Here is a 20,054-nt window from a genome sequence, read left to right on the forward strand (position 1 = left end):
TGGCAGCAAAGTGCGCCGGGGAACTGAACTGTTCCAGCAGATAGCATTCCAGCGGGTGAAGTATTGCCATTTTTATTCTCCTTATTACTCAAACCATTTATGTTTGTTTTCCAGAGCGGGTAGACCAAGATAGGGTTCAGCCAAATCTGACGGGGCATCCTGATAACCCCACCCCGTCCTCATACGCTTTCCTGTATACTCTTTATCCAAATTTTTTGGGTCTACCACAATCTGTACCGCACCACCTTCCAATGAATACTCCGGAGCTGTCTTGTTAATTTGCGTCCCCGCCCGCCCTTCCCACACCTTCAGCGGCTTACCGGGTGGTACGGTATACACCACATATTCACCATTCTCATTCCAGCTTTTCCATACCGCAAGACGGCGTCGCCAGTCGCTTTTCGATTTTAGCGAATTAAATACATCTTCCCGCATCCAGCAAATACTATTATCGCCGGAGGCAGGATCAAGAATACGATAAATTTTCTCGCCAGGAACAATTTCAGCAGCACGCATAGAAGCATCAAAGGTATTGAATTTACCATTCAGCGGGGACCTGCTATTTTCAACATAGCGAATATCAGGCCATTTATCTGCAATTTTATTCAAGTCTCTATCACGTAATTTTTCCAATGCAGGATATTGCGCCTCAATACCCTTATCTACCCATCCTGGTTTTTCATTCTCAAAAAACTGAATTTCTTTATTAGCCCGCTTTTGATAATTCCCTAAAACATGGGTATTATCTCCTACCCGCGCACGATAAAGGTTATCGCCTTCAATCCTCAGGCGGTTAGCCAGTTTTTCCAGATAGTCGCTTACCGGCCCCAGCGCTTTCGCCAGCATTCTATCCGCCTGCCCGCGCACCTCCATCAGCATATCCCAGAGATCTGCTATCGGACGGCGCAGTGATTCCGGCCCCCATGACATTACCGTATCCAGCAGACTACGAGTTGCAGATAATAGTTCATCAAATGCCTTCAGTAATGGGGCTACCGCAAGTGTACTTTTCAGCGCCCGTAACTGCTGCTCAAGATAGTGGTAGGCATTGTAAATTTTCTTCGATTTAAGCGTATAGCGTACTGCGGGTATCGACAGAAAATCATCCAACAAGCTGATACTCTTCTCAATAGATGCCGCAATCAGACTTTCATTAGTCGTTGCTTTTAGAAAACCTTTTCGCCCTGACAATAACAAAACTTTCACTCCTCCTTTTAGGAGGGAACCAAGTGTCGGGAAGAGTCCAAGTAGTGTCAGTACTAATGCCACCCACGACCAGATATTGTTGTTGTCCTCTTTAATCTTTTTACTGTTAGCTACCAGATCACGAATATCACAAATCTGATCCACTAAAGGGATCATTGATATAAGTGTCCCCGTCACCACCTGTCCGGTAGTCTGATTATCGTTAAAGTCACCCTGAATAGTTTCCCATACCCATACCCCTGCTGCTTCCATTTTCCGGGATAAGCCCGAAAACCAGCCATCCGGCGCAGGCTGATAAAATGCCAGCGCATTCTGAAGATCCTGATCCATGTTATCCTTCCAGTTAACCGATAAATGATGAAGAAGTGGCCTGAGTCAGCTTTGAATATGGAGGCCATGGGGTATCTGGTAATGGTTCGGGCAACTGATAAACAACTTTTGCCCCTTCTTCCGGAACATTTTTATGCAGAGCATAACCATTCTTATCAAGCTGTCCCTGTAGTACCTTTCCACCATCAAACGTCACCGTATAGGCAGCATCTGCTATCGGCTGATTACCCTGGTCAAAAAAATTCAGGGCAAGATTTACCATTCCGGTGATTTCACCTGGAAGCGTTGCCAGTGCCATTTTCTGGTTCGCTTTCTGCTGTCGATCATAATGCCCGGCTCTTGTTCGGTAATCCCCGAGCGTCGCAAATTCAATCGCGTTCGCATCCAGCGTGATATAACTTCCCCCTCCGTTCAGCGTGATCTTCTTCTTCGCAAGGATCTTGATTTCATCTTCCGTGCAGACGATGCTGATTTCTTTTCGTGCCATCAATTCCATCATATCGTTCTGAGCCTGCACCTGCACCGGCCCCTGGTTGGCGATAAGTTTTATACCGAGCTTTCTCACAAACACGCTCAGCGTGTTCCCCACCCCGATAAAGAAATCCTTCACCACGCTGAGATCGGCATTTTTCCCTGCCGCCGCTATCAGGTTCTGGCCCGCCGACAGTTGCAAGTGTTCACCGCTGGCTATCCCTGCCCCCTGTGGCGCGCTCAGCAGAATCACCGCCTGCTTCAGGTCCGCCAGCTTCTCCTCCAGCAATGTCACCTGCGCCTGTAAATCTGCCGGGTTTGCCGTCGCCATCTGCGCATCATCCGATATCGCCTGCATCTGCGCCCGGGCATTACTCAGCAGGGCTGTCGCCGCGGCCATCTCACGCACCTGGCCCTGCGCCTTCGGCTGCCCGTCCGCGCTGATGAAGATCCCCTTCTGCGCCCGTATCGCGCCCCACGCATCTGTACGCAGCTCAAATCCCTCGCCACGGGGCTGTTTTTCACCGTCAACCAGATGCCCCAGGTTCAGTTGGCTCTTGCCTCCGTACTCTGTGCTGACCTTGATATGCTCTTTTCCGCGCGTGTCATCGAGACGGATTTTATTGTTCGCTGGGGTGCGCAGGACGTTACGTCTGTAGTTCTGGATGGTGACGTGGTCGGCGTGCGCCGAGTCGTGCAGTACGCCAGCAATGTACGGCCGGTCAGGGTCACCCTGCTCAAAGGCTATCGCCACTTCCGTTCCTGCCAGCAGCGGCAGGTGCAGGCCATATGTGTCCCCCGCATACGGGCGTGCCTGACGCACCCACAGACTCTCCTCACCGGGCTGCCAGTGGTCGCGGTCCAGCAGCAGGTTCACCCGGTAGCGGCCGTCCCGGTCAATATGACCGTAGATATCGTTCTTCTTCGTGCTTGTCACCCGCGCCGGCAGCGTGCCCGCCATCACCGGTTTGTTACCCGACTGTGGGCGGAAGCAGTAATTCTCCGAATACGGGATTGCGTCAAATTCCACTTCATAACTGCGGTCGCGCCGGGCGAGGCAGTGCATGCCGGTAATCACCACGCCCTTGCGGAAGGTGTCCGTCACCTCCAGCCCGCCGGTCACCTTCAGCTCCAGGCCCGGTGCCAGCGTCGCGCAATTTGTTTTCCCGTTCAGCCGGGTCTGGTTGTTCAGGTAGCGCTCGTGACGTAGCCGGGCATACAACGCCCCGCTCTCTGGCGCCGGGTTGCGCTGCCCGACGCTGCCCGGGGTCAGGTAATTGTCACCCCAGTGGTACGCCTCGCCGTAGGTGGTGCTGTCGCCAGAAGTGACATCCGCGCTCAGGCTCATATCCTCAGGCGCGTTTCGGTAGTTGTAGTCGCGGGTGAATACCGACTGCTCCACCACGTTGTGGTGGCTCACTATCTCCCATACCGACTCCGTGCCGCTGTCGTGCTGCCCGGACGGCGGCACTGACGGCAGCGTAAGCCCCCGCTCGTAGTGCTGTGGGTCGTCGTGAAAAGCCACAACATCGATGTGAAGCCGGGTGTCAGCGGTGAAACGGAACCAGATACCCACCTCCCCGAGCAGGCGGGTGATAAAGCGCAGGTCGTCCTCGCCATACTGCATCACCTGTTCGCGCCTGGGATACTCATTCGCAAGGGTGAAGACAAAATCCTCCCCGCGCATGCCGTGGCGGGTGCGCAGGATATGCTCCACAATCTGTGGTACCGACATGTCCTGGTAAATCCGGTTCTGGTGGCTGCGTGAGAGCAGCGCAAGCCGCGGCTGAAGGGTCAGGGAGTAGCGGGTTTCATCTTTTGATGTTGAGAGACGTTCAAACGCCGTCACTACGCCCTGAATCGTGCGCACCGGCTGCCGGAATTTAATTCCGAAGCCCTGATCCACCGGTGCCTGAAGGATGAAGGTTGCGTCCTGCATCAGCATCTGCTGCGCCGTGATGGCGTGGTCGGTGCTGGTGAACTCTGTCACGTAACGGAACGGCTCGCTCAGTGCCTCATGGCCTTCAAAGGCCAGCACGTCCAGGGGAGAAGAACAGCCACGCACTGTTAACAGATGGTGGCTGTGATCGAAACTAATCTTATTAAGCATGGTGGATAATATTTCCCTAAAAATCCAACAGCTCATTTATAAGACTAAAAAAGTGCCAGGTAAATATAAAACTTAAATATTATCAAATATTTACGTGGTGCATGTTTATATAAAAAATATCACCATCAAGAATAATTTATTCAATGCTTTCAGCCTCTGCTCAAAAATAAATAATCAAGTTTAGTACTTGATTATGATATTAATCATATACAGGTGATTGATTTAACCGCCGCGGCAAAGCGGGTTAATCCATCTTCAATATCGTTCTCTTCGACCACCAGCGACGGCGCAAAGCGCATCACGTCCGGGCCAGCGTTGAGCACCATCACCCCTTCGTGAGCAGCGGCGTGCAGGAAATCGCGTGCGCGGCCTTTGTACTGCGGCTTCAGCTCAGCGCCAATCAGCAGTCCCATGCCACGGATCTCGCTGAAGACGTCGTAGGTTTCGTCGATCTGCTGCAGATGTTTCACGAACAGCTCGCGCTTCGCCTGAACGCCGCTTAATACCTCCGGCGTATTGATGATATCAAACGCCGCACCGGCGATGGCGCAGGCCAGCGGATTTCCGCCGTAGGTGGAGCCGTGTGAGCCGACATGGAACGCGGAAGCGATCTCCTGGGTGGTGAGCACCGCGCTGACCGGGAAGCCGCCGCCGAGCGCTTTGGCGCTGGTCAGAATATCCGGCGTCACGCCGTAGTGCATATAGGCGAACAGGGAGCCGGTACGCCCCATCCCGCTCTGGACTTCATCAAACACCAGCAGCGCCTGATGCTGATCGCACAGCGCGCGCAGCCCTTTGAGGAATTCCGGCGTTGCCGCCGTCACGCCACCTTCACCCTGAATCGGCTCAACCACGACCGCGCAGGTATGGTCATCCATCACCGCTTTCACCGCATGCAGATCGTTAAACGGCACATGAATGATATCGGCGGGTTTCGGACCAAAGCCGTCGGAATACTTCGGCTGGCCGCCAACGGAAACGGTAAACAGTGAACGACCGTGGAAAGCGTTATGGAAAGCGATGATTTTGGTTTTGTATGGGCTGTGGCGTGTGGAAGCGTAGTAGCGCGCCAGCTTGAAGGCGGTTTCGTTGGCTTCGGTCCCGGAGTTCATAAACAGCACGCGCTCGGCGAAAGTCGCGTCAATGATCTTGCGCCCCAGGCGCAATGCCGGTTCGTTGGTAAAGACGTTGCTGGTGTGCCACAGGGTTTCGCCCTGGGTTTTCAGTGCCTCGACCAGTGCAGGATGGCAATGCCCCAGCGCCGTCACCGCAATCCCCCCGGCGAAATCCACGTACTCTTTCCCCTGCTGATCCCAGACGCGGCTGCCTTTTCCCTTTACCGGGATAAACTCGGCCGGTGCATAAATCGGCAGAATGACTTCATCGAATGTCGCGCGGGTAATTGCAGATTGTTCAGTTGCCATGTCATGACCATCCATTTTATGTCACATTGATTGTGAAAATATAATCACAAAATATGCATAAAAAATCACAGCAAGGCAACAGATATTCAGCGATTGAGGAAATTAGCCAGCAGCTGGTGCCCCTGTTCGCTGAGAATACTCTCCGGGTGGAACTGCACCCCTTCGAGATCCCATTCACGATGGCGAATGCCCATGATCTCCTGCGTCTCGCTCCAGGCGGTCACCTCAAAGCAGTCGGGCAGCGTCGGCGGGTCAATCACCAGAGAATGGTAGCGCGTGACGGTTAACGGGTTATTTAACCCGCTAAACACGCCCGTGCCGGTGTGGGTAACCGGGGAGGTTTTACCGTGCATCACCCTGGCAGCACGGACGATGGTGGCGCCAAACACCTGCCCGATGGCCTGATGGCCAAGGCAGACGCCAAGAATCGGCAGCCTGCCAGCGTAGTGGCGGATCACATCCAGAGAGATTCCCGATTCCGATGGGGTACACGGCCCCGGCGAGATAACGATTTTCTTTGGGGCCAGCGCGTCAATCTCGGTCAGGCTGATGTCGTCGTTACGGCGGACAACCACCTCTGCACCCAGTTCACAAAAATACTGGTAAAGGTTCCAGGTGAAGGAATCGTAGTTATCAATCAGCAGAATCATGGCGGCTCCCGAAAAAAATGCCGCCCTATTCTACTCAGATTCCCGCGCTTCGCTCACTACTTTGGCAAAGATAGCGTTCAGGGCGGACAAATCTCCCGTTGCGCCGCTCTGGTTAGCCGCGACCCACTGCTCAGGATCGATATCGCGCCAGTCCAGCAGGTAACCCGCATGGATCGCCAGCTGTTCAAAGAAAACACGCTGCGCAATGCCATTACCGCTCGCAAAAGGATGCAGCATATTGATTTCACACTAGTAATGGCTTATCCGCTCGATAAACTCCTCTTTCTGAAGACCCACCAGGTACCGGTCGCTTTCCAGTGCCGACATCAATTCATTGCCCATCTTCTCAATGTATTCGAAATGACAAAAAGGAATGTCCCCTTTGAAAATATCGTCCGTACGGTATTCACCTGCCCGTTTCATCTCTCTGCGATACAGATGGCGGTGAATAAGGCACAGATGGGGCAACCCAGGCGCTGAAGGCCCAAGTTCCAGCGTCTCAATCTGGGGATCTGAAGGACCATGACCCTTTTCAAGGAGACAACTGGCCTGAAAATTGACGTTACGCTGCTGCTCCCAGAGACGGGATTTTTGCTTATCGGTGAGTTTTTTCACTTAACGCCTCCCTGAATATGTCCGTTTGCCAAAGTATAAGCAGCAAAACGCGCTTTCGCAGGGAGGGCTAACAACACGGGCGAGACGCGCCCGTGTCAAAGAGGATTACGGCAGTACTTTTGCAGAGAGGATCACGACCGGTTTGGATGGTACATTCTGGTATGGCCCAACGTCGTGGGTCTGTACCTGAGAAATCTTGTCCGCCACATCCATCCCTTTTACCACTTTACCAAACACCGCATAGCCGAAGTCACGCTGGCCGTGGTCGAGGAAGGCGTTATCCGCCACGTTGATAAAGAACTGGCTGGTAGCGCTGTCTTTATCCGCCGTACGCGCCATGGCGATGGTGCCACGGGTGTTCAGCAGGCCGTTGTCCGCTTCGTTTTTGATCGGTGGATTCGGCTGTTTCTGCTGCATCTGCTCGTTGAAACCGCCGCCCTGCACCATAAAGCCTGGGATCACGCGGTGGAAGGTGGTGTTGTTGTAAAAGCCGCTGTTTACGTAGTCGAGGAAGTTTTTCACAGAAACCGGGGCTTTCTGGCTATTCAGTTCCAGCTCAATATTCCCTGCGGAGGTGGTCAGCAGAACATGAGGGTCCCCTTTTGCTGCCAGCGCAGCCGGGGAAACGGCAGAAAGAGCAAACACAGCTGCGACAGCCGCCAGTGTTGATTTGAGCATGAGAATTCCTTAACAAAGCGCAGTATAAAAAGCGAATGGCTTGATTCTAAAGAGCAGTATGAACGGAGACCAGCCTTTTACCTAATTTTACGAAATTGAAACAGTTGTTACCGCGCAAACGATTGGTTGTGACGCAATTTTATGTGATCACGATCACATAAAAACCTGCAATGAAGCTCATATTTTCTTTAAAAGATATGAATGGATCACTTTCGCGACTAAAATCTGCCCGCTCTCAGCGCCTATCCGGCGCTTTTCTTTTCCTGAACAGGCCAGACATGACTAACAGCAATCGTATCAAGCTCACATGGATCAGCTTCTTCTCCTACGCCCTGACCGGCGCGTTGGTGATCGTCACCGGGATGGTGATGGGAAATATCGCAGACTACTTCCAGCTGCCCGTTTCCAGCATGAGTAACACCTTCACCTTCCTCAACGCGGGGATCCTGATCTCCATTTTCCTGAATGCCTGGCTGATGGAAATTGTTCCGCTGAAAACGCAGCTGCGTTTTGGTTTTGTGCTGATGGTCGCCGCCGTGGCGGGTCTGATGCTGAGCCACAGCATCGCCCTGTTCTCCGCCGCCATGTTCGTGCTCGGTCTGGTCAGCGGGATCACCATGTCGATTGGTACCTTCCTGATTACCCATATGTATGAAGGCCGTCAGCGCGGCGCGCGCCTGCTGTTTACCGACTCCTTCTTCAGCATGGCCGGGATGATTTTCCCGATGGTCGCGGCCGTTCTGCTGGCGCGCAGCATTGAGTGGTACTGGGTCTACGCTTGTATCGGCCTGGTTTACGTGGCCATCTTCATCCTGACCTTCGGCTGCGAATTCCCGGTTCTGGGTAAAAAAGCACAGACCACGGCAGAGCCTGTGGCGAAAGAGAAATGGGGTATCGGCGTACTGTTCCTCTCCATTGCCGCACTGTGCTACATCCTGGGTCAGCTGGGCTTTATCTCCTGGGTGCCGGAATACGCCAAAGGTCTGGGCATGAGCCTGAACGACGCGGGTAAACTGGTGAGCGATTTCTGGATGTCTTACATGTTTGGCATGTGGGCGTTTAGCTTCATCCTGCGCTTCTTCGATCTGCAGCGCATCCTGACCGTGCTGGCAGGCCTGGCTACCGTGCTGATGTATCTGTTCATCAACGGTTCCCCGGACCACATGCCGTGGTTCATTCTGACCCTGGGCTTCTTCTCCAGCGCCATTTATACGTCGATCATCACCCTGGGCTCCCTGCAGACCAAAGTGGCCTCGCCGAAGCTGGTGAACTTCGTACTGACCTGCGGCACCATCGGCACCATGCTGACCTTTGTGGTGACGGGCCCGATCGTCGCCCACAGCGGTCCGCTGGCGGCGCTGCACACCGCTAACGGCCTGTACGCCGTGGTGTTCATCATGTGCTTCATCCTGGGCTTTGTAACCCGCCACCGCCAGCATAACGCTGCAGCGGCGTCGCACTAATCCCTGCGCCCCTCTGCGCTACGCAGAGGGGCTGTTTCTGGCAAAACTTATCTCTTCTCCCCCGCTATCCATCTGGATCCAGGTCTGCGCCAGCTGCGTGGTGGCAATAATCCGCCCCTGTCGAATGGACCAGCGCACCGGCACCTGACAGCGTACCGCCTCAAACCCACTCTCTGCAGGCAAAATCACCAGGTTCGCCGGGTTCCCCGTCTCAATACCGTAATCGCTCAGGCCAAAGGTGCGGGCGCTGTTATGGGTGATCAGGTTCAGGCCGCTGTCAATTTGCGGATAGCCCATCATCTGACAGACGTGCAGTCCCATATGCAGTACCTGCAGCATATTGCCGGTACCGAGCGGATACCATGGATCAAACACATCATCATGACCAAAGCAGACGTTAATGCCCGCCGCCTGTAGCTCCTTCACGCGGGTAATGCCCCGACGCTTCGGATAGTCGTCAAAGCGCCCCTGCAGGTGGATATTCACCAGCGGATTCGCCACGAAGTTAATACCCGACATCTTCAGCAGGCGGAAGAGCCGCGAGGTGTACGCGCCGTTGTAAGAGTGCATGGCGGTGGTGTGGCTAGCCGTGACCCGCGCGCCAATGCCAGCTTCATAGGCCAGCGTGGCGACCGTCTCCACAAAGCGGGACTGCTCATCGTCGATTTCATCGCAATGAATATCCAGCTGACGGTCGTATTTCTTCGCCAGGTCAAAGGCGATATGCAGGGACTGCACGCCGTATTCCCGGGTGAATTCGAAGTGCGGGATGGCACCCACCACATCCGCGCCCAGCGTTAATGCCTCTTCCAGCAGCGCCGCGCCGTTCGGGTAAGAGAGAATGCCTTCCTGCGGGAATGCCACGATTTGCAGCGTCACCCACGGGGCGACCTCCTGTTTAACCTCCAGCATCGCCTTCAGGGCGGTAAGCGTCGGGTCGGAGACATCCACGTGGGTGCGGACAAACTGGATCCCGTTGGCAATTTGCCACTTCAGCGTTTTCCATGCGCGCGCTTTGACATCTTCATGGCTGAGCAGCGCCTTACGCTCCGCCCAGCGTTCAATCCCTTCAAACAGCGTGCCGGACTGGTTCCAGTGTGGCTCGCCCGCCGTCTGCGTGGTATCCAGGTGAATATGTGGCTCAATAAACGGTGGAATAGCAAGTCCGCCGCGGGCATTCAAGACCTCATAGCTTTCGCTGTGGGTCTCGTCCATGGGCGTGATAGCACCAAACCGACCGTTCTCGATGGCGATCTGCCACAGCCCTTCGCGATCCGGTAAACGAACATTCTGCACAAGCCAAAGCGGTGTTGTAGACATACCTTTCCCCTGAAAAACGCGGCTGAAATTAAGGAGTACCTGTTTTTCCAAAAATAGCCACTCTTTTTGTACATAAATCGACGACAACGAAAAGCCAGCGATTTCCATAACTTATAAAAATCCTGACAAATCATACATCTACCACCTAGGGAGTAGGCGAAGGCGTATTTGATTTGCATCAATAAGTGCCCCTGCTGAATCGTTAAGGTAGGCAGTAATAGAAAAGAAATCGAGGCAAAAATGAGCAAAGTCAGACTCGCTATCATCGGTAACGGCATGGTCGGCCACCGCTTTATTGAGGATCTTCTCGATAAAGCCAGCGCTGAGCAGTTCGATATTACCGTGTTCTGTGAAGAACCCCGCAAGGCGTACGACCGTGTGCACTTGTCTTCCTACTTCTCCCATCATACCGCCGAAGAGCTCTCTCTGGTGCGTGAAGGTTTCTATGAGAAGCATGGCGTAAAAGTGCTGGTGGGCGAACGCGCTATCACCATCAACCGTCAGGAGAAAGTGATCCACTCCAGCGCTGGCCGTACGGTTTTTTACGACAAGCTGATCATGGCGACTGGCTCATATCCATGGATCCCGCCTATCAAAGGTTCGGAAACGCAGGATTGCTTCGTTTACCGTACCATTGAAGATCTCAACGCCATCGAATCCTGCGCACGCCGCAGTAAACGCGGCGCGGTGGTCGGGGGCGGCCTGCTGGGTCTGGAAGCAGCCGGAGCGTTGAAAAACCTCGGCGTTGAAACGCACGTCATCGAATTTGCCCCGATGCTGATGGCCGAACAGCTGGACCACATGGGTGGCGATCAGCTGCGCCGTAAGATTGAAAGCATGGGTGTGAAAGTCCACACCAGCAAAAACACCAAAGAGATTGTGCAGGAAGGCACCGAAGCGCGTAAAACCATGCGCTTTGCCGATGGCAGCGAGCTCGAAGTTGACTTTATCGTCTTCTCAACCGGTATTCGCCCACGCGACAAGCTGGCCACCCAGTGCGGTCTGGCAGTTGCCCAGCGCGGCGGGATCATGGTGAACGATACCTGCCAGACCTCCGACCCGGATATCTATGCTATCGGCGAATGTGCCAGCTGGAATAACCGCGTGTACGGTCTGGTGGCGCCGGGCTACAAAATGGCGCAGGTCGCCGTTGACCATATCCTCGGAAACGAAAACGCCTTCGAAGGCGCGGACTTGAGCGCCAAGCTGAAGCTGCTGGGCGTGGACGTGGGCGGCATCGGCGATGCGCATGGCCGCACGCCGGGCGCGCGCAGCTACGTCTATCTCGATGAGAGCAAAGAGATCTATAAACGCCTGATCGTCAGCCAGGACAACAAAACCCTGCTCGGTGCGGTGCTGGTGGGCGACACCAGCGACTACGGCAACCTGCTGCAACTGGTGCTGAACGCCATCGAACTGCCGGAGAATCCGGACGCGCTGATCCTCCCGGCGCACGCTTCCAGCGGCAAGCCGTCTATCGGCGTCGATAAACTGCCGGACAGCGCGCAGATATGCTCCTGCTTCGACGTCACCAAAGGCATGTTGATCTCCGCCATCAACAAAGGCTGTCACACCGTTGCGGCGCTGAAAGCGGAAACCAAAGCCGGAACCGGCTGCGGCGGCTGTATTCCTCTGGTCACACAGGTGCTTAACGCCGAACTGGCGAAACAGGGCATCGAAGTGAACAACAACCTGTGCGAGCACTTCGCGTACTCTCGCCAGGAGCTGTATCACCTGATCCGCGTGGAAGGCATTAAATCCTTCGACGAACTGCTGGCCAAGCACGGCCAGGGCTATGGCTGCGAAGTGTGTAAACCGACCGTCGGCTCCCTGCTGGCCTCTTGCTGGAATGAGTACATCCTCAAACCAGAACATACGCCGCTACAGGACACCAACGACAACTTCCTGGCAAATATCCAGAAAGACGGGACTTACTCCGTTATCCCACGCTCTGCGGGCGGTGAAATCACCCCGGAAGGGCTGGTGGCCGTGGGCCGTATCGCGCGTGAATTTAACCTCTACACCAAAATCACCGGTTCCCAGCGTATCGGCCTGTTTGGTGCACAGAAAGATGACCTGCCGGAGATCTGGCGTCAGCTGATTGAGGCGGGCTTCGAAACCGGTCACGCGTATGCCAAAGCGCTGCGCATGGCGAAAACCTGCGTGGGCAGCACCTGGTGCCGCTACGGCGTGGGCGACAGCGTGGGCTTCGGCGTCGAGCTGGAAAACCGCTACAAAGGCATTCGTACCCCGCACAAAATGAAGTTCGGCGTCTCCGGCTGTACCCGTGAATGTGCCGAAGCGCAGGGGAAAGACGTGGGGATCATCGCCACCGAGAAAGGCTGGAACCTGTACGTCTGCGGTAACGGCGGGATGAAACCACGCCACGCTGACCTGCTGGCGGCCGATCTTGACCACGACACGCTGATTCAGTATCTCGACCGCTTCATGATGTTCTACATCCGTACCGCCGACAAACTGACCCGTACCGCTTCCTGGCTGGATAATCTGGAGGGTGGCATCGACTACCTGAAGTCGGTCATCATCGACGACAAGCTGGGGCTTAACGAACATCTGGAAGCCGAGATGGCGCGCCTGCGCGCGGCGGTGATTTGCGAGTGGACGGAAACCGTCAACACGCCAGCGGCACAGACACGCTTCAAACACTTCATCAACAGCACCCAGCGCGACCCGAACGTGCAGGTAGTAGCAGAGCGCGAACAGCATCGTCCGGCGACACCTTATGAACGTATTCCGGTGACGCTGGTGGAGGAAAACGCATGAGCCAGTGGGTAAACATCTGCAACATTAACGACATTCTGCCGGCAACCGGCGTCTGTGCGCTGCTGGGAAACGAGCAGGTCGCGATTTTCCGCCCTCGCCACGACGAACAGGTTTTTGCCATCAGCAATATCGACCCGTTTTTTGAGGCCAGCGTCCTCTCCCGCGGGCTGATTGCCGAGCATCAGGGTGAACTGTGGGTCGCCAGTCCGCTGAAAAAACAGCGTTTCCGTTTAAGCGACGGACTGTGCATGGAAGATGAAAGCTACTCGGTGAAGCACTACGACGTTCGCGTGAAGGACGGCCAGGTGCAGTTAAAAGCCTAACCCCCCGCCTTTCCTATAGGAAAGGCTTATGACCCCTTATGGGTAACGGCAGGAAAAACCGTATGTTTCCGGCGATTCCTGCTGTTATTCTGACGTCAATTCTTACCCCCTCCATGAATGCTGTGAGGTAATGTCGTGGACCACCTGCCGATTTTCTGTCAATTACGCCATCGCGACTGCCTGCTTGTGGGTGGCGGCGATGTGGCTGAACGCAAAGCCCGCTTGCTGTTAGAGGCAGGTGCCCGTCTTACGGTTAACGCCCTCGCCTTCGCACCACAGTTTGAAGCCTGGGCGAAGGAAGGGATGCTCACGCTGAATCAGGGGGAGTTTAACGAGTCCCTGCTGGATACCTGCTGGCTGACTATTGCCGCGACGGATGACGATGAAGTGAATCAGCGCGTTAGCGATGCCTGCGAAGCGCGCCGTATATTCTGCAACGTGGTGGATGCGCCGAAAGAAGCCAGCTTTATCATGCCGTCGATAATCGACCGTTCACCGCTGATGATTGCGGTGTCGTCAGGTGGCCGCTCGCCGGTTCTCGCCCGCCTGCTGCGGGAAAAACTGGAAGCACTGCTGCCGCAACATCTTGGACAAATTGCCCACTATGCAGGGCAACTGCGTTCACGAGTGAAGCAAACCTTCGCGACCGTGGGCGAGCGCCGTCGCTTCTGGGAAAAATTCTTCGTCAATGACCGGCTGGCCCAGTCGCTGGCCAATCAGGACGTGAAGGCGGTTGAAGAGACGACCGAGCAGTTACTCTCTGAACCGCTGGATCATCGTGGCGAGGTGGTGCTGGTAGGCGCAGGCCCCGGCGATGCGGGATTACTGACGCTGAAAGGACTCCAGCAGATCCAGCAGGCCGATACCGTTGTGTATGACCGTCTGGTCTCCGATGAGATCATGAATCTGGTACGTCGCGATGCGGACCGGGTGTTTGTGGGTAAACGTGCGGGTTATCACTGCGTGCCGCAGGAAGAAATTAACCAGATCCTGCTGCGGGAAGCGCAAAAAGGAAAACGTGTGGTGCGCCTGAAGGGCGGGGATCCGTTTATCTTTGGTCGCGGCGGCGAGGAACTGGAAACCCTGTGCAACGCAGGTATTCCGTTCTCTGTGGTGCCTGGCATTACGGCGGCATCCGGCTGTTCGGCATACTCCAGTATTCCATTGACCCATCGTGATTACGCGCAGAGCGTGCGTCTGGTAACGGGGCACCTGAAAACCGGCAGCGAACTGGACTGGCACAACCTGGCTGCCGAAAAGCAGACGCTGGTCTTCTATATGGGGCTGAATCAGGCCGCTACGATCCAGGCGAAATTACTGGAACACGGCATGGAAGCGCATATGCCCGTCGCGCTGGTGGAAAACGGCACCTCCATTAAGCAGCGCGTGGTAAATGGCGTGCTGACACAGCTGGGTGAGCTGGCGCAGCAGGTTGAAAGCCCGGCGCTGATTATTGTCGGCCGCGTGGTCGAGCTGCGCGATAAACTCAACTGGTTCTCAAATCACTAGCGCATATTCTCCCCCCTTCGAGTAGTCCTTAACCGGACTACTCCCCTGTTACCGCTGTCGATAACATACCTCCCGCGAAATGGAACTTTTCCATTTATTCCCTCGTGTTACATCCAATTTAGTTTTTTTAAGACAAGGAATGCGTATGTTCAAACTGGCTAAAGCTGCCGTTCTGGTAGGCCTGTTATCGACTCTGACGGCCTGCACTGGCCACGTGCAAAACACCAAAAACAACTGCAGCTACGATTACCTGCTGCACCCGGCGATCTCCATTTCGAAGATCATCGGGGGTTGTGGCCCGGCGGCACAGCAGTAAGCTGTTTTACAGGTGTAAAAAAACCGGGGATTCCCCGGTTTTTTTGTTTAGAAAAGTGCGGCGTGGGCCCTATCCCACAGGGAGAGGGTACAAACCCTAAAACGGTAACGCCGTTACCGTTTTGCTTTTACCTACGGCTTCGCAACAAACCCAATCGCTTCGTACACCGCTTTCAGGGTTTCTGACGCGCGCGCGCTGGCTTTTTCAGCGCCCTCTTTCATCACCTTCTGCAGGAAGGCTTCATCGTTACGGTAGCGGTGATAACGCTCCTGCAGCTCGGTCAGCATACCGGAAACGGCATCCGCCACTTCGCCTTTCAGGTGGCCGTACATCTTGCCTTCAAAGTGCTGCTCCAGCTCAGGAATGCTCTGGCCGGTCACACCGGAGAGGATATCCAGCAGGTTGGAAACCCCCGCTTTGTTCTGTACATCGTAGCGCACAACAGGCGGCTCGTCGGAGTCGGTCACGGCACGCTTGAGCTTTTTAACCACCGATTTCGGATCTTCCAGCAGGCCGATAACGTTGTTGCGGTTATCGTCAGACTTGGACATCTTTTTGGTCGGCTCCAGCAGCGACATCACGCGTGCACCAGATTTTGGAATAAATGGCTCTGGCACTTTGAACACTTCGCCATACAGGGCATTAAAGCGCTGGGCGATATCACGGCTCAGTTCAAGATGTTGCTTCTGGTCTTCACCCACCGGTACCTGGTTAGTCTGATACAGTAGAATGTCAGCCGCCATCAGCACCGGATAGTCAAACAGACCGGCGTTGATGTTCTCGGAATAGCGCGCGGATTTATCCTTGAACTGCGTCATACGGCTCAGTTCACCAAAGTAGGTGTAGCAGTTCAGCGCCCAGCCAAGCTGTGCATGCTCCGGCACGTGAGACTGAACGAAGATGGTGCTCTTTTCAGGATCGATCCCGCAGGCCAGATAGAGCGCCAGGGTGTCCAGCGTGGCTTTACGCAGCTTCTCAGGATCCTGACGGGCGGTAATAGCATGCAGATCCACAATGCAGTAAATGCATTGGTAGTCATCCTGCATGCTAACCCACTGACGTAACGCACCCATGTAGTTACCAATGGTCAATTCACCTGACGGCTGGGCGCCACTAAAAACGATGGGCTTAGTCATTTTTCAATTCCTGATGTTCACTGTATGAAAGCCCGAGTGCGGGCAACAAATCTTTGAAGCGATCGAACACGACGTCCGGCTCACTCAAGGTAATGGCCTCACCGTAGTTGTAGCCATAGGTTAACCCCACGGAGGGACAACCCGCCGCTCTGGCAGCCAGAATATCATTGCGTGAATCACCGACAAAGAGCAGCTCAGCAGGTGTTAAGGATAATTTTCCTGCCACCAGCAACAGCGGTTCCGGGTGCGGCTTTTTATTCTGTACGTCATCACCGCCCACAATCACGGTGAAGTATTTCGCGATATCCAGCGCGTCCAGCAATGGCGCAACAAACGGCGTCGGCTTATTGGTAACCAGCCCCAGCGGAATGCCTTTCGCATGCAGCGCGCTCAGCGTTTCCTTCACGTCCGGGAACAGGAAGCTGCCTTCTTCAACGGTTTCTTCGTAGAAACGGTCAAACAGTTTGCGCAGAATCCGTAGCTGTTCTTCCTGCGGGATATCCGCGTGATCAACGCTCGGTTTGCCCTGTGCGGAACGTTGTGACGCACGCTCCTGCCGAGCCCACGTCAGGGCGCGCTCCATCAGGACATCTGCGCCATTACCAATCCACGTCACGACGCGATCTTCGCCCGCGACGGGCAGTTCAAGGGCATACAGCGCCTGGTCGACGGCGCTCGTTAAGCCCGGCGCGCTGTCGACCAGCGTGCCATCGAGGTCAAATGCAATACCCCGGGTTGCCTGCAATTTATCCATGACTTACCTTCGCCAGCTCGCGGCGCATTTCATCAATGACTTTTTTGTAATCCGGTTGGTCGAAAATTGCCGAACCTGCAACGAACATATCCGCGCCCGCAGCCGCAATTTCACCAATGTTATTCACCTTCACGCCACCATCCACTTCCAGACGGATGTCATAACCGGACTCATCAATACGACGGCGCACTTCACGCAGTTTATCAAGCGTGTGAGGAATGAATGACTGCCCGCCAAAGCCCGGGTTAACGGACATCAGCAAGATAACGTCCAGCTTATCCATCACATAGTCGAGATAGCTCAGCGGCGTTGCAGGGTTAAAGACCAGGCCCGCTTTACAGCCGTTTTCTTTAATCAGCTGCAGCGTGCGGTCAACGTGTTCAGACGCTTCCGGGTGGAAAGTAATGATACTGGCGCCCGCCGCGGCAAAATCAGGCACGATGCGGTCAACCGGTTTCACCATCAGATGGACGTCAATGGGCGCGGTAATACCGTAGTTACGCAGCGCCTTGAGCACCATGGGGCCAATGGTCAGGTTAGGAACGTAGTGGTTATCCATAACGTCGAAATGGACGACATCCGCACCCGCGGCGAGCGCGTTAGCAGTGTCCTCACCCAGGCGGGCAAAATCGGCCGACAGAATTGAGGGAGCAATCAAAAACTGTTTCATCCGCATCTCCTTGAAATGTGTTTACCGGCGGGCAAAACGGCTCAGGGGCGATAAAGAGCCAGGAGTTCGTCCACCTTTTTACGTGTGCCGCCGTTGCTGCTAATGCTACGCCGCACTTTGACCTGAAAATGCTTCGCGGCTTTGTACCATTCGCGCGTATCAGGGGTATCGTGATTCGAAATTAACACCGGAATTCTTTTGCTGACCAGCTTTTCCGCCATCTCCGCCAGACGGGCCTGCTCGGCCGGACTGAAGCTGTTGGTGTGATAGGCGGTAAAATTCGCCGTCGCAGACAGCGGGGCGTAAGGCGGATCGCAGTAAACCACCGAGTCTACGCCCGCCAGTTCCATACACTCTTCATATGAGAGGCAGTGGAATTCTGCATTCTGCGCTTTTTCAGCAAAGTGATACAGCTCGTCCTGCGGGAAGTAAGGGCGCTTATAGCGGCCAAACGGCACGTTGAATTCCCCGCGCAGATTATACCGGCACAGGCCGTTGTAACCATGGCGGTTGAGATAGAGGAACAACAGCGCCCGACGGAACGGATCCTGGCTCTGGTTAAACTCAGTGCGCAGCTGGTAGTAAACATCCGGATGATTGTTCTCGGGCGTAAACAGCTTGCGCGCCTCTTCCACATACTCATCGGTACGCAGTTTGACGATGTTATAGAGGCTGATGAGATCGCTGTTGATATCCGCCAGGATATAACGAGAAAAATCGGTGTTCAGGAACACCGATCCTGCGCCCACAAAGGGCTCGATAAGACACTCGCCTTTAGGCAGGTGCTTTTTAATATCATCAAGCAGGGGGTATTTCCCCCCTGCCCATTTCAGAAAAGCGCGATTTTTTTTCATGCTGACTAACTGATTACACCTTCTCCGGCTGTGGAGAAAGCTCCGACAGCATCCTGCGCTTTAAACATTACTTAAGATCGGCCTGAACCTGATGAATGGGCTTCGCCCACGGGTTTTTCGCCTGAACGTCTGCTGGCAGTGTCGCCACGGCACGTTTCGCTTCATCTTTAGAAGCATACACACCGCTCACCAGCACATACCACGGCTGCCCGTTACGGGTCGTCTGATAAACCACGTAGTTTTTCAGATTCGATTTCTTCGCCCAACCGTTGAGGTTGTCATAGTTGGACGAACTGCTCAGCTGCAGCGTGTAGTTACTGGATGGCGCAGATTTCAGTGAACCGACGTTACCCGTCGTTTTACCGGCTGTGCCAGCCGATGCTGTGGCGGTTGCAGCTGGAGCCGTTGTCGCCGCAGGTGCAGTGGTGGTGGCCGTGGCTTTCGGTGCAGTCTGCGTCACTGGCGCTTTTGCAGGCTCGCTTGCCGCAGCGGTTTCAGTCCGTTTCGGCTGCGCCGGGGTCGCTTTGACTTCTGGTGCTTTTACCACAGCCTGAGGTTTGGTTTCACGCTTAGGTTCAATGACCGCCTGCTTACGTTCCTGACGTGGTGCAGTCTGAGTCTGACGCGGCTTGCTTTCGGTTGCTGCGGTTTGTGGCTGAGCGTTGCCACCGCGAACAGGCGCAACGGTTGCAGGTTCAGTTGGCAGCGTAGAGTTCACCACGACGTTATCCACCTGCTGCTGGTTTTGCGGCTGCATCAGCGCGTTGTTCAGATCGCCCTGAACTTCTACACGCTGCTGGCCTTCTGGCGTGGCAGGTGCCTGATTCTGAGCGGGAGTAGAAGAGACTGGCGGCAGGGAAACATCCTGCGGCGTCGTTGTGTTACTGGCGGTCTGCTCTGCGGAGGTGGTCCCCGGCGCTGGCTGTGCACCATTTGCCTGATCTGCCGCATCGTTACCGGAGAGGTTGATGCTCTTCTCAGTGGAAGCCGTTTGCTCGCCAGAATTCGTGGAAGGCGCTTTCAGCGCGGAGCCAATGCCGACAATCAGCAGCACAAGCACCAGAACGCCCAGTCCCATCATGATGTACTGGCGGGAGGCCGGTTTCTGCGCGGCCGCTTTTTTACGTTTACGCGGGCGACGCTCTACTGGCTCTTCGTCCATTGAATCTTCTTCGGACTCATAATCCTCTTCTTCTCGCTCATCACGCGCATTGCGGCTACGTGAAGGGCGACGATCGTCTGCATCCAGATCAACATCGTCAAAGTTGATCTGCGGCTCGTTATCACGTTCTGAAGATTGACGAGAACGACCAGTACGACGATCGCTGGGATCGGGTTTCAGCTCGTCTTCTGGTTTGAATTCATCCATTTAACACCCCACTCAAAGGCTTATGCCTACGACTTTGCATTTCGCCTGAAGCTAAACGACCACTGATAACAG

At 54.8% G+C, this 20,054-nt stretch carries 16 protein-coding genes and 1 pseudogene; 5 read left to right on the top strand and 12 right to left on the bottom strand.

The genetic code is table 11. From position 1 onward, the window contains the following. Positions 1-84 precede the first annotated feature (84 nt). The 6 genes and pseudogenes from HX884_RS00005 to ppiA all read right to left on the bottom strand — a co-directional run bounded on the left by HX884_RS00005 (position 85) and on the right by ppiA (position 7,484). A complete protein-coding gene (locus tag HX884_RS00005) occupies positions 85-1,536 on the bottom strand; it encodes a hypothetical protein (RefSeq protein ID WP_178327429.1) in 1,452 nt (483 codons plus the stop codon). 13 nt (positions 1,537-1,549) lie between these two features. Beyond that, entirely contained in the window at positions 1,550-4,117 is a 2,568-nt protein-coding gene (locus tag HX884_RS00010) for a type VI secretion system Vgr family protein (protein ID WP_178327430.1), read from the bottom strand. 203 nt (positions 4,118-4,320) lie between these two features. Next, positions 4,321-5,541 (bottom strand): aspartate aminotransferase family protein, encoded by a 1,221-nt coding sequence (locus HX884_RS00015; RefSeq protein ID WP_178327431.1) that lies wholly within the window; start codon positions 5,539-5,541, stop codon positions 4,321-4,323. Between the two features lie 86 nt (positions 5,542-5,627). Further along, positions 5,628-6,191 (bottom strand): aminodeoxychorismate synthase component 2, encoded by a 564-nt coding sequence (pabA, locus tag HX884_RS00020; RefSeq protein ID WP_013099059.1) that lies wholly within the window; start codon positions 6,189-6,191, stop codon positions 5,628-5,630. A gap of 30 nt (positions 6,192-6,221) precedes the next feature. Next, positions 6,222-6,806 (bottom strand): annotated as a pseudogene (locus HX884_RS00025) (putative adenosine monophosphate-protein transferase Fic). Positions 6,807-6,911: 105 nt separating this feature from the next. Then, positions 6,912-7,484: a peptidylprolyl isomerase A gene (ppiA, locus tag HX884_RS00030; protein ID WP_013099061.1), complete on the bottom strand. Its 573-nt coding sequence runs from the start codon at positions 7,482-7,484 to the stop codon at positions 6,912-6,914. A gap of 278 nt (positions 7,485-7,762) precedes the next feature. Between ppiA and tsgA the strand changes: the two genes are divergently transcribed. Further along, entirely contained in the window at positions 7,763-8,947 is a 1,185-nt protein-coding gene (gene tsgA / locus HX884_RS00035; RefSeq protein ID WP_013099062.1) for an MFS transporter TsgA, read from the top strand. Between the two features lie 18 nt (positions 8,948-8,965). On the opposite strand, the gene HX884_RS00040 is transcribed toward tsgA, so the two are convergent. After that, on the bottom strand, positions 8,966-10,267 hold the full coding sequence (locus tag HX884_RS00040) for a cytosine deaminase (protein WP_178327432.1): 1,302 nt from the start codon (positions 10,265-10,267) through the stop codon (positions 8,966-8,968). 240 nt (positions 10,268-10,507) lie between these two features. Between HX884_RS00040 and nirB the strand changes: the two genes are divergently transcribed. The 4 genes from nirB to HX884_RS00060 all read left to right on the top strand — a co-directional run bounded on the left by nirB (position 10,508) and on the right by HX884_RS00060 (position 15,199). Then, the gene (gene nirB, locus HX884_RS00045; RefSeq protein ID WP_013099064.1) at positions 10,508-13,051 is read left to right on the top strand and encodes a nitrite reductase large subunit NirB; all 2,544 of its coding nucleotides are present in this window, start codon (positions 10,508-10,510) and stop codon (positions 13,049-13,051) included. Continuing rightward, positions 13,048-13,374 carry a nitrite reductase small subunit NirD gene (gene nirD / locus HX884_RS00050; RefSeq protein WP_013099065.1) on the top strand — a complete coding sequence of 109 codons (327 nt, stop codon included), beginning with the start codon at positions 13,048-13,050 and terminating at the stop codon, positions 13,372-13,374. The genes nirB and nirD overlap by 4 nt, the downstream gene beginning before the upstream one ends. Before the next feature lie 135 nt (positions 13,375-13,509). Next, positions 13,510-14,883 (top strand): siroheme synthase CysG, encoded by a 1,374-nt coding sequence (cysG, locus tag HX884_RS00055; RefSeq protein WP_178327433.1) that lies wholly within the window; start codon positions 13,510-13,512, stop codon positions 14,881-14,883. Between the two features lie 145 nt (positions 14,884-15,028). Then, positions 15,029-15,199, top strand: a complete 171-nt coding sequence (locus HX884_RS00060; RefSeq protein ID WP_008503029.1) for a YhfL family protein — start codon at positions 15,029-15,031, stop codon at positions 15,197-15,199. 131 nt (positions 15,200-15,330) lie between these two features. On the opposite strand, the gene trpS is transcribed toward HX884_RS00060, so the two are convergent. The 5 genes from trpS to damX form a co-directional block, all read right to left on the bottom strand. After that, entirely contained in the window at positions 15,331-16,335 is a 1,005-nt protein-coding gene (gene trpS, locus HX884_RS00065) for a tryptophan--tRNA ligase (RefSeq protein ID WP_178327434.1), read from the bottom strand. After that, positions 16,328-17,089, bottom strand: a complete 762-nt coding sequence (gene gph, locus HX884_RS00070) for a phosphoglycolate phosphatase (protein ID WP_013099068.1) — start codon at positions 17,087-17,089, stop codon at positions 16,328-16,330. Before gph ends, trpS begins: the two co-directional genes overlap by 8 nt. Continuing rightward, entirely contained in the window at positions 17,082-17,759 is a 678-nt protein-coding gene (gene rpe, locus HX884_RS00075) for a ribulose-phosphate 3-epimerase (protein WP_008503032.1), read from the bottom strand. Before rpe ends, gph begins: the two co-directional genes overlap by 8 nt. Positions 17,760-17,800: 41 nt before the next feature. Then, entirely contained in the window at positions 17,801-18,613 is an 813-nt protein-coding gene (dam, locus tag HX884_RS00080; protein WP_013099069.1) for an adenine-specific DNA-methyltransferase, read from the bottom strand. Between the two features lie 67 nt (positions 18,614-18,680). Then, on the bottom strand, positions 18,681-19,982 hold the full coding sequence (gene damX, locus HX884_RS00085) for a cell division protein DamX (RefSeq protein ID WP_108453760.1): 1,302 nt from the start codon (positions 19,980-19,982) through the stop codon (positions 18,681-18,683). Positions 19,983-20,054: the final 72 nt, after the last annotated feature.

Source organism: Enterobacter sp. SECR19-1250 (genome assembly GCF_013391025.1).
In the GTDB taxonomy this organism is placed as follows: Bacteria; Pseudomonadota; Gammaproteobacteria; order Enterobacterales; family Enterobacteriaceae; genus Enterobacter; species Enterobacter cloacae.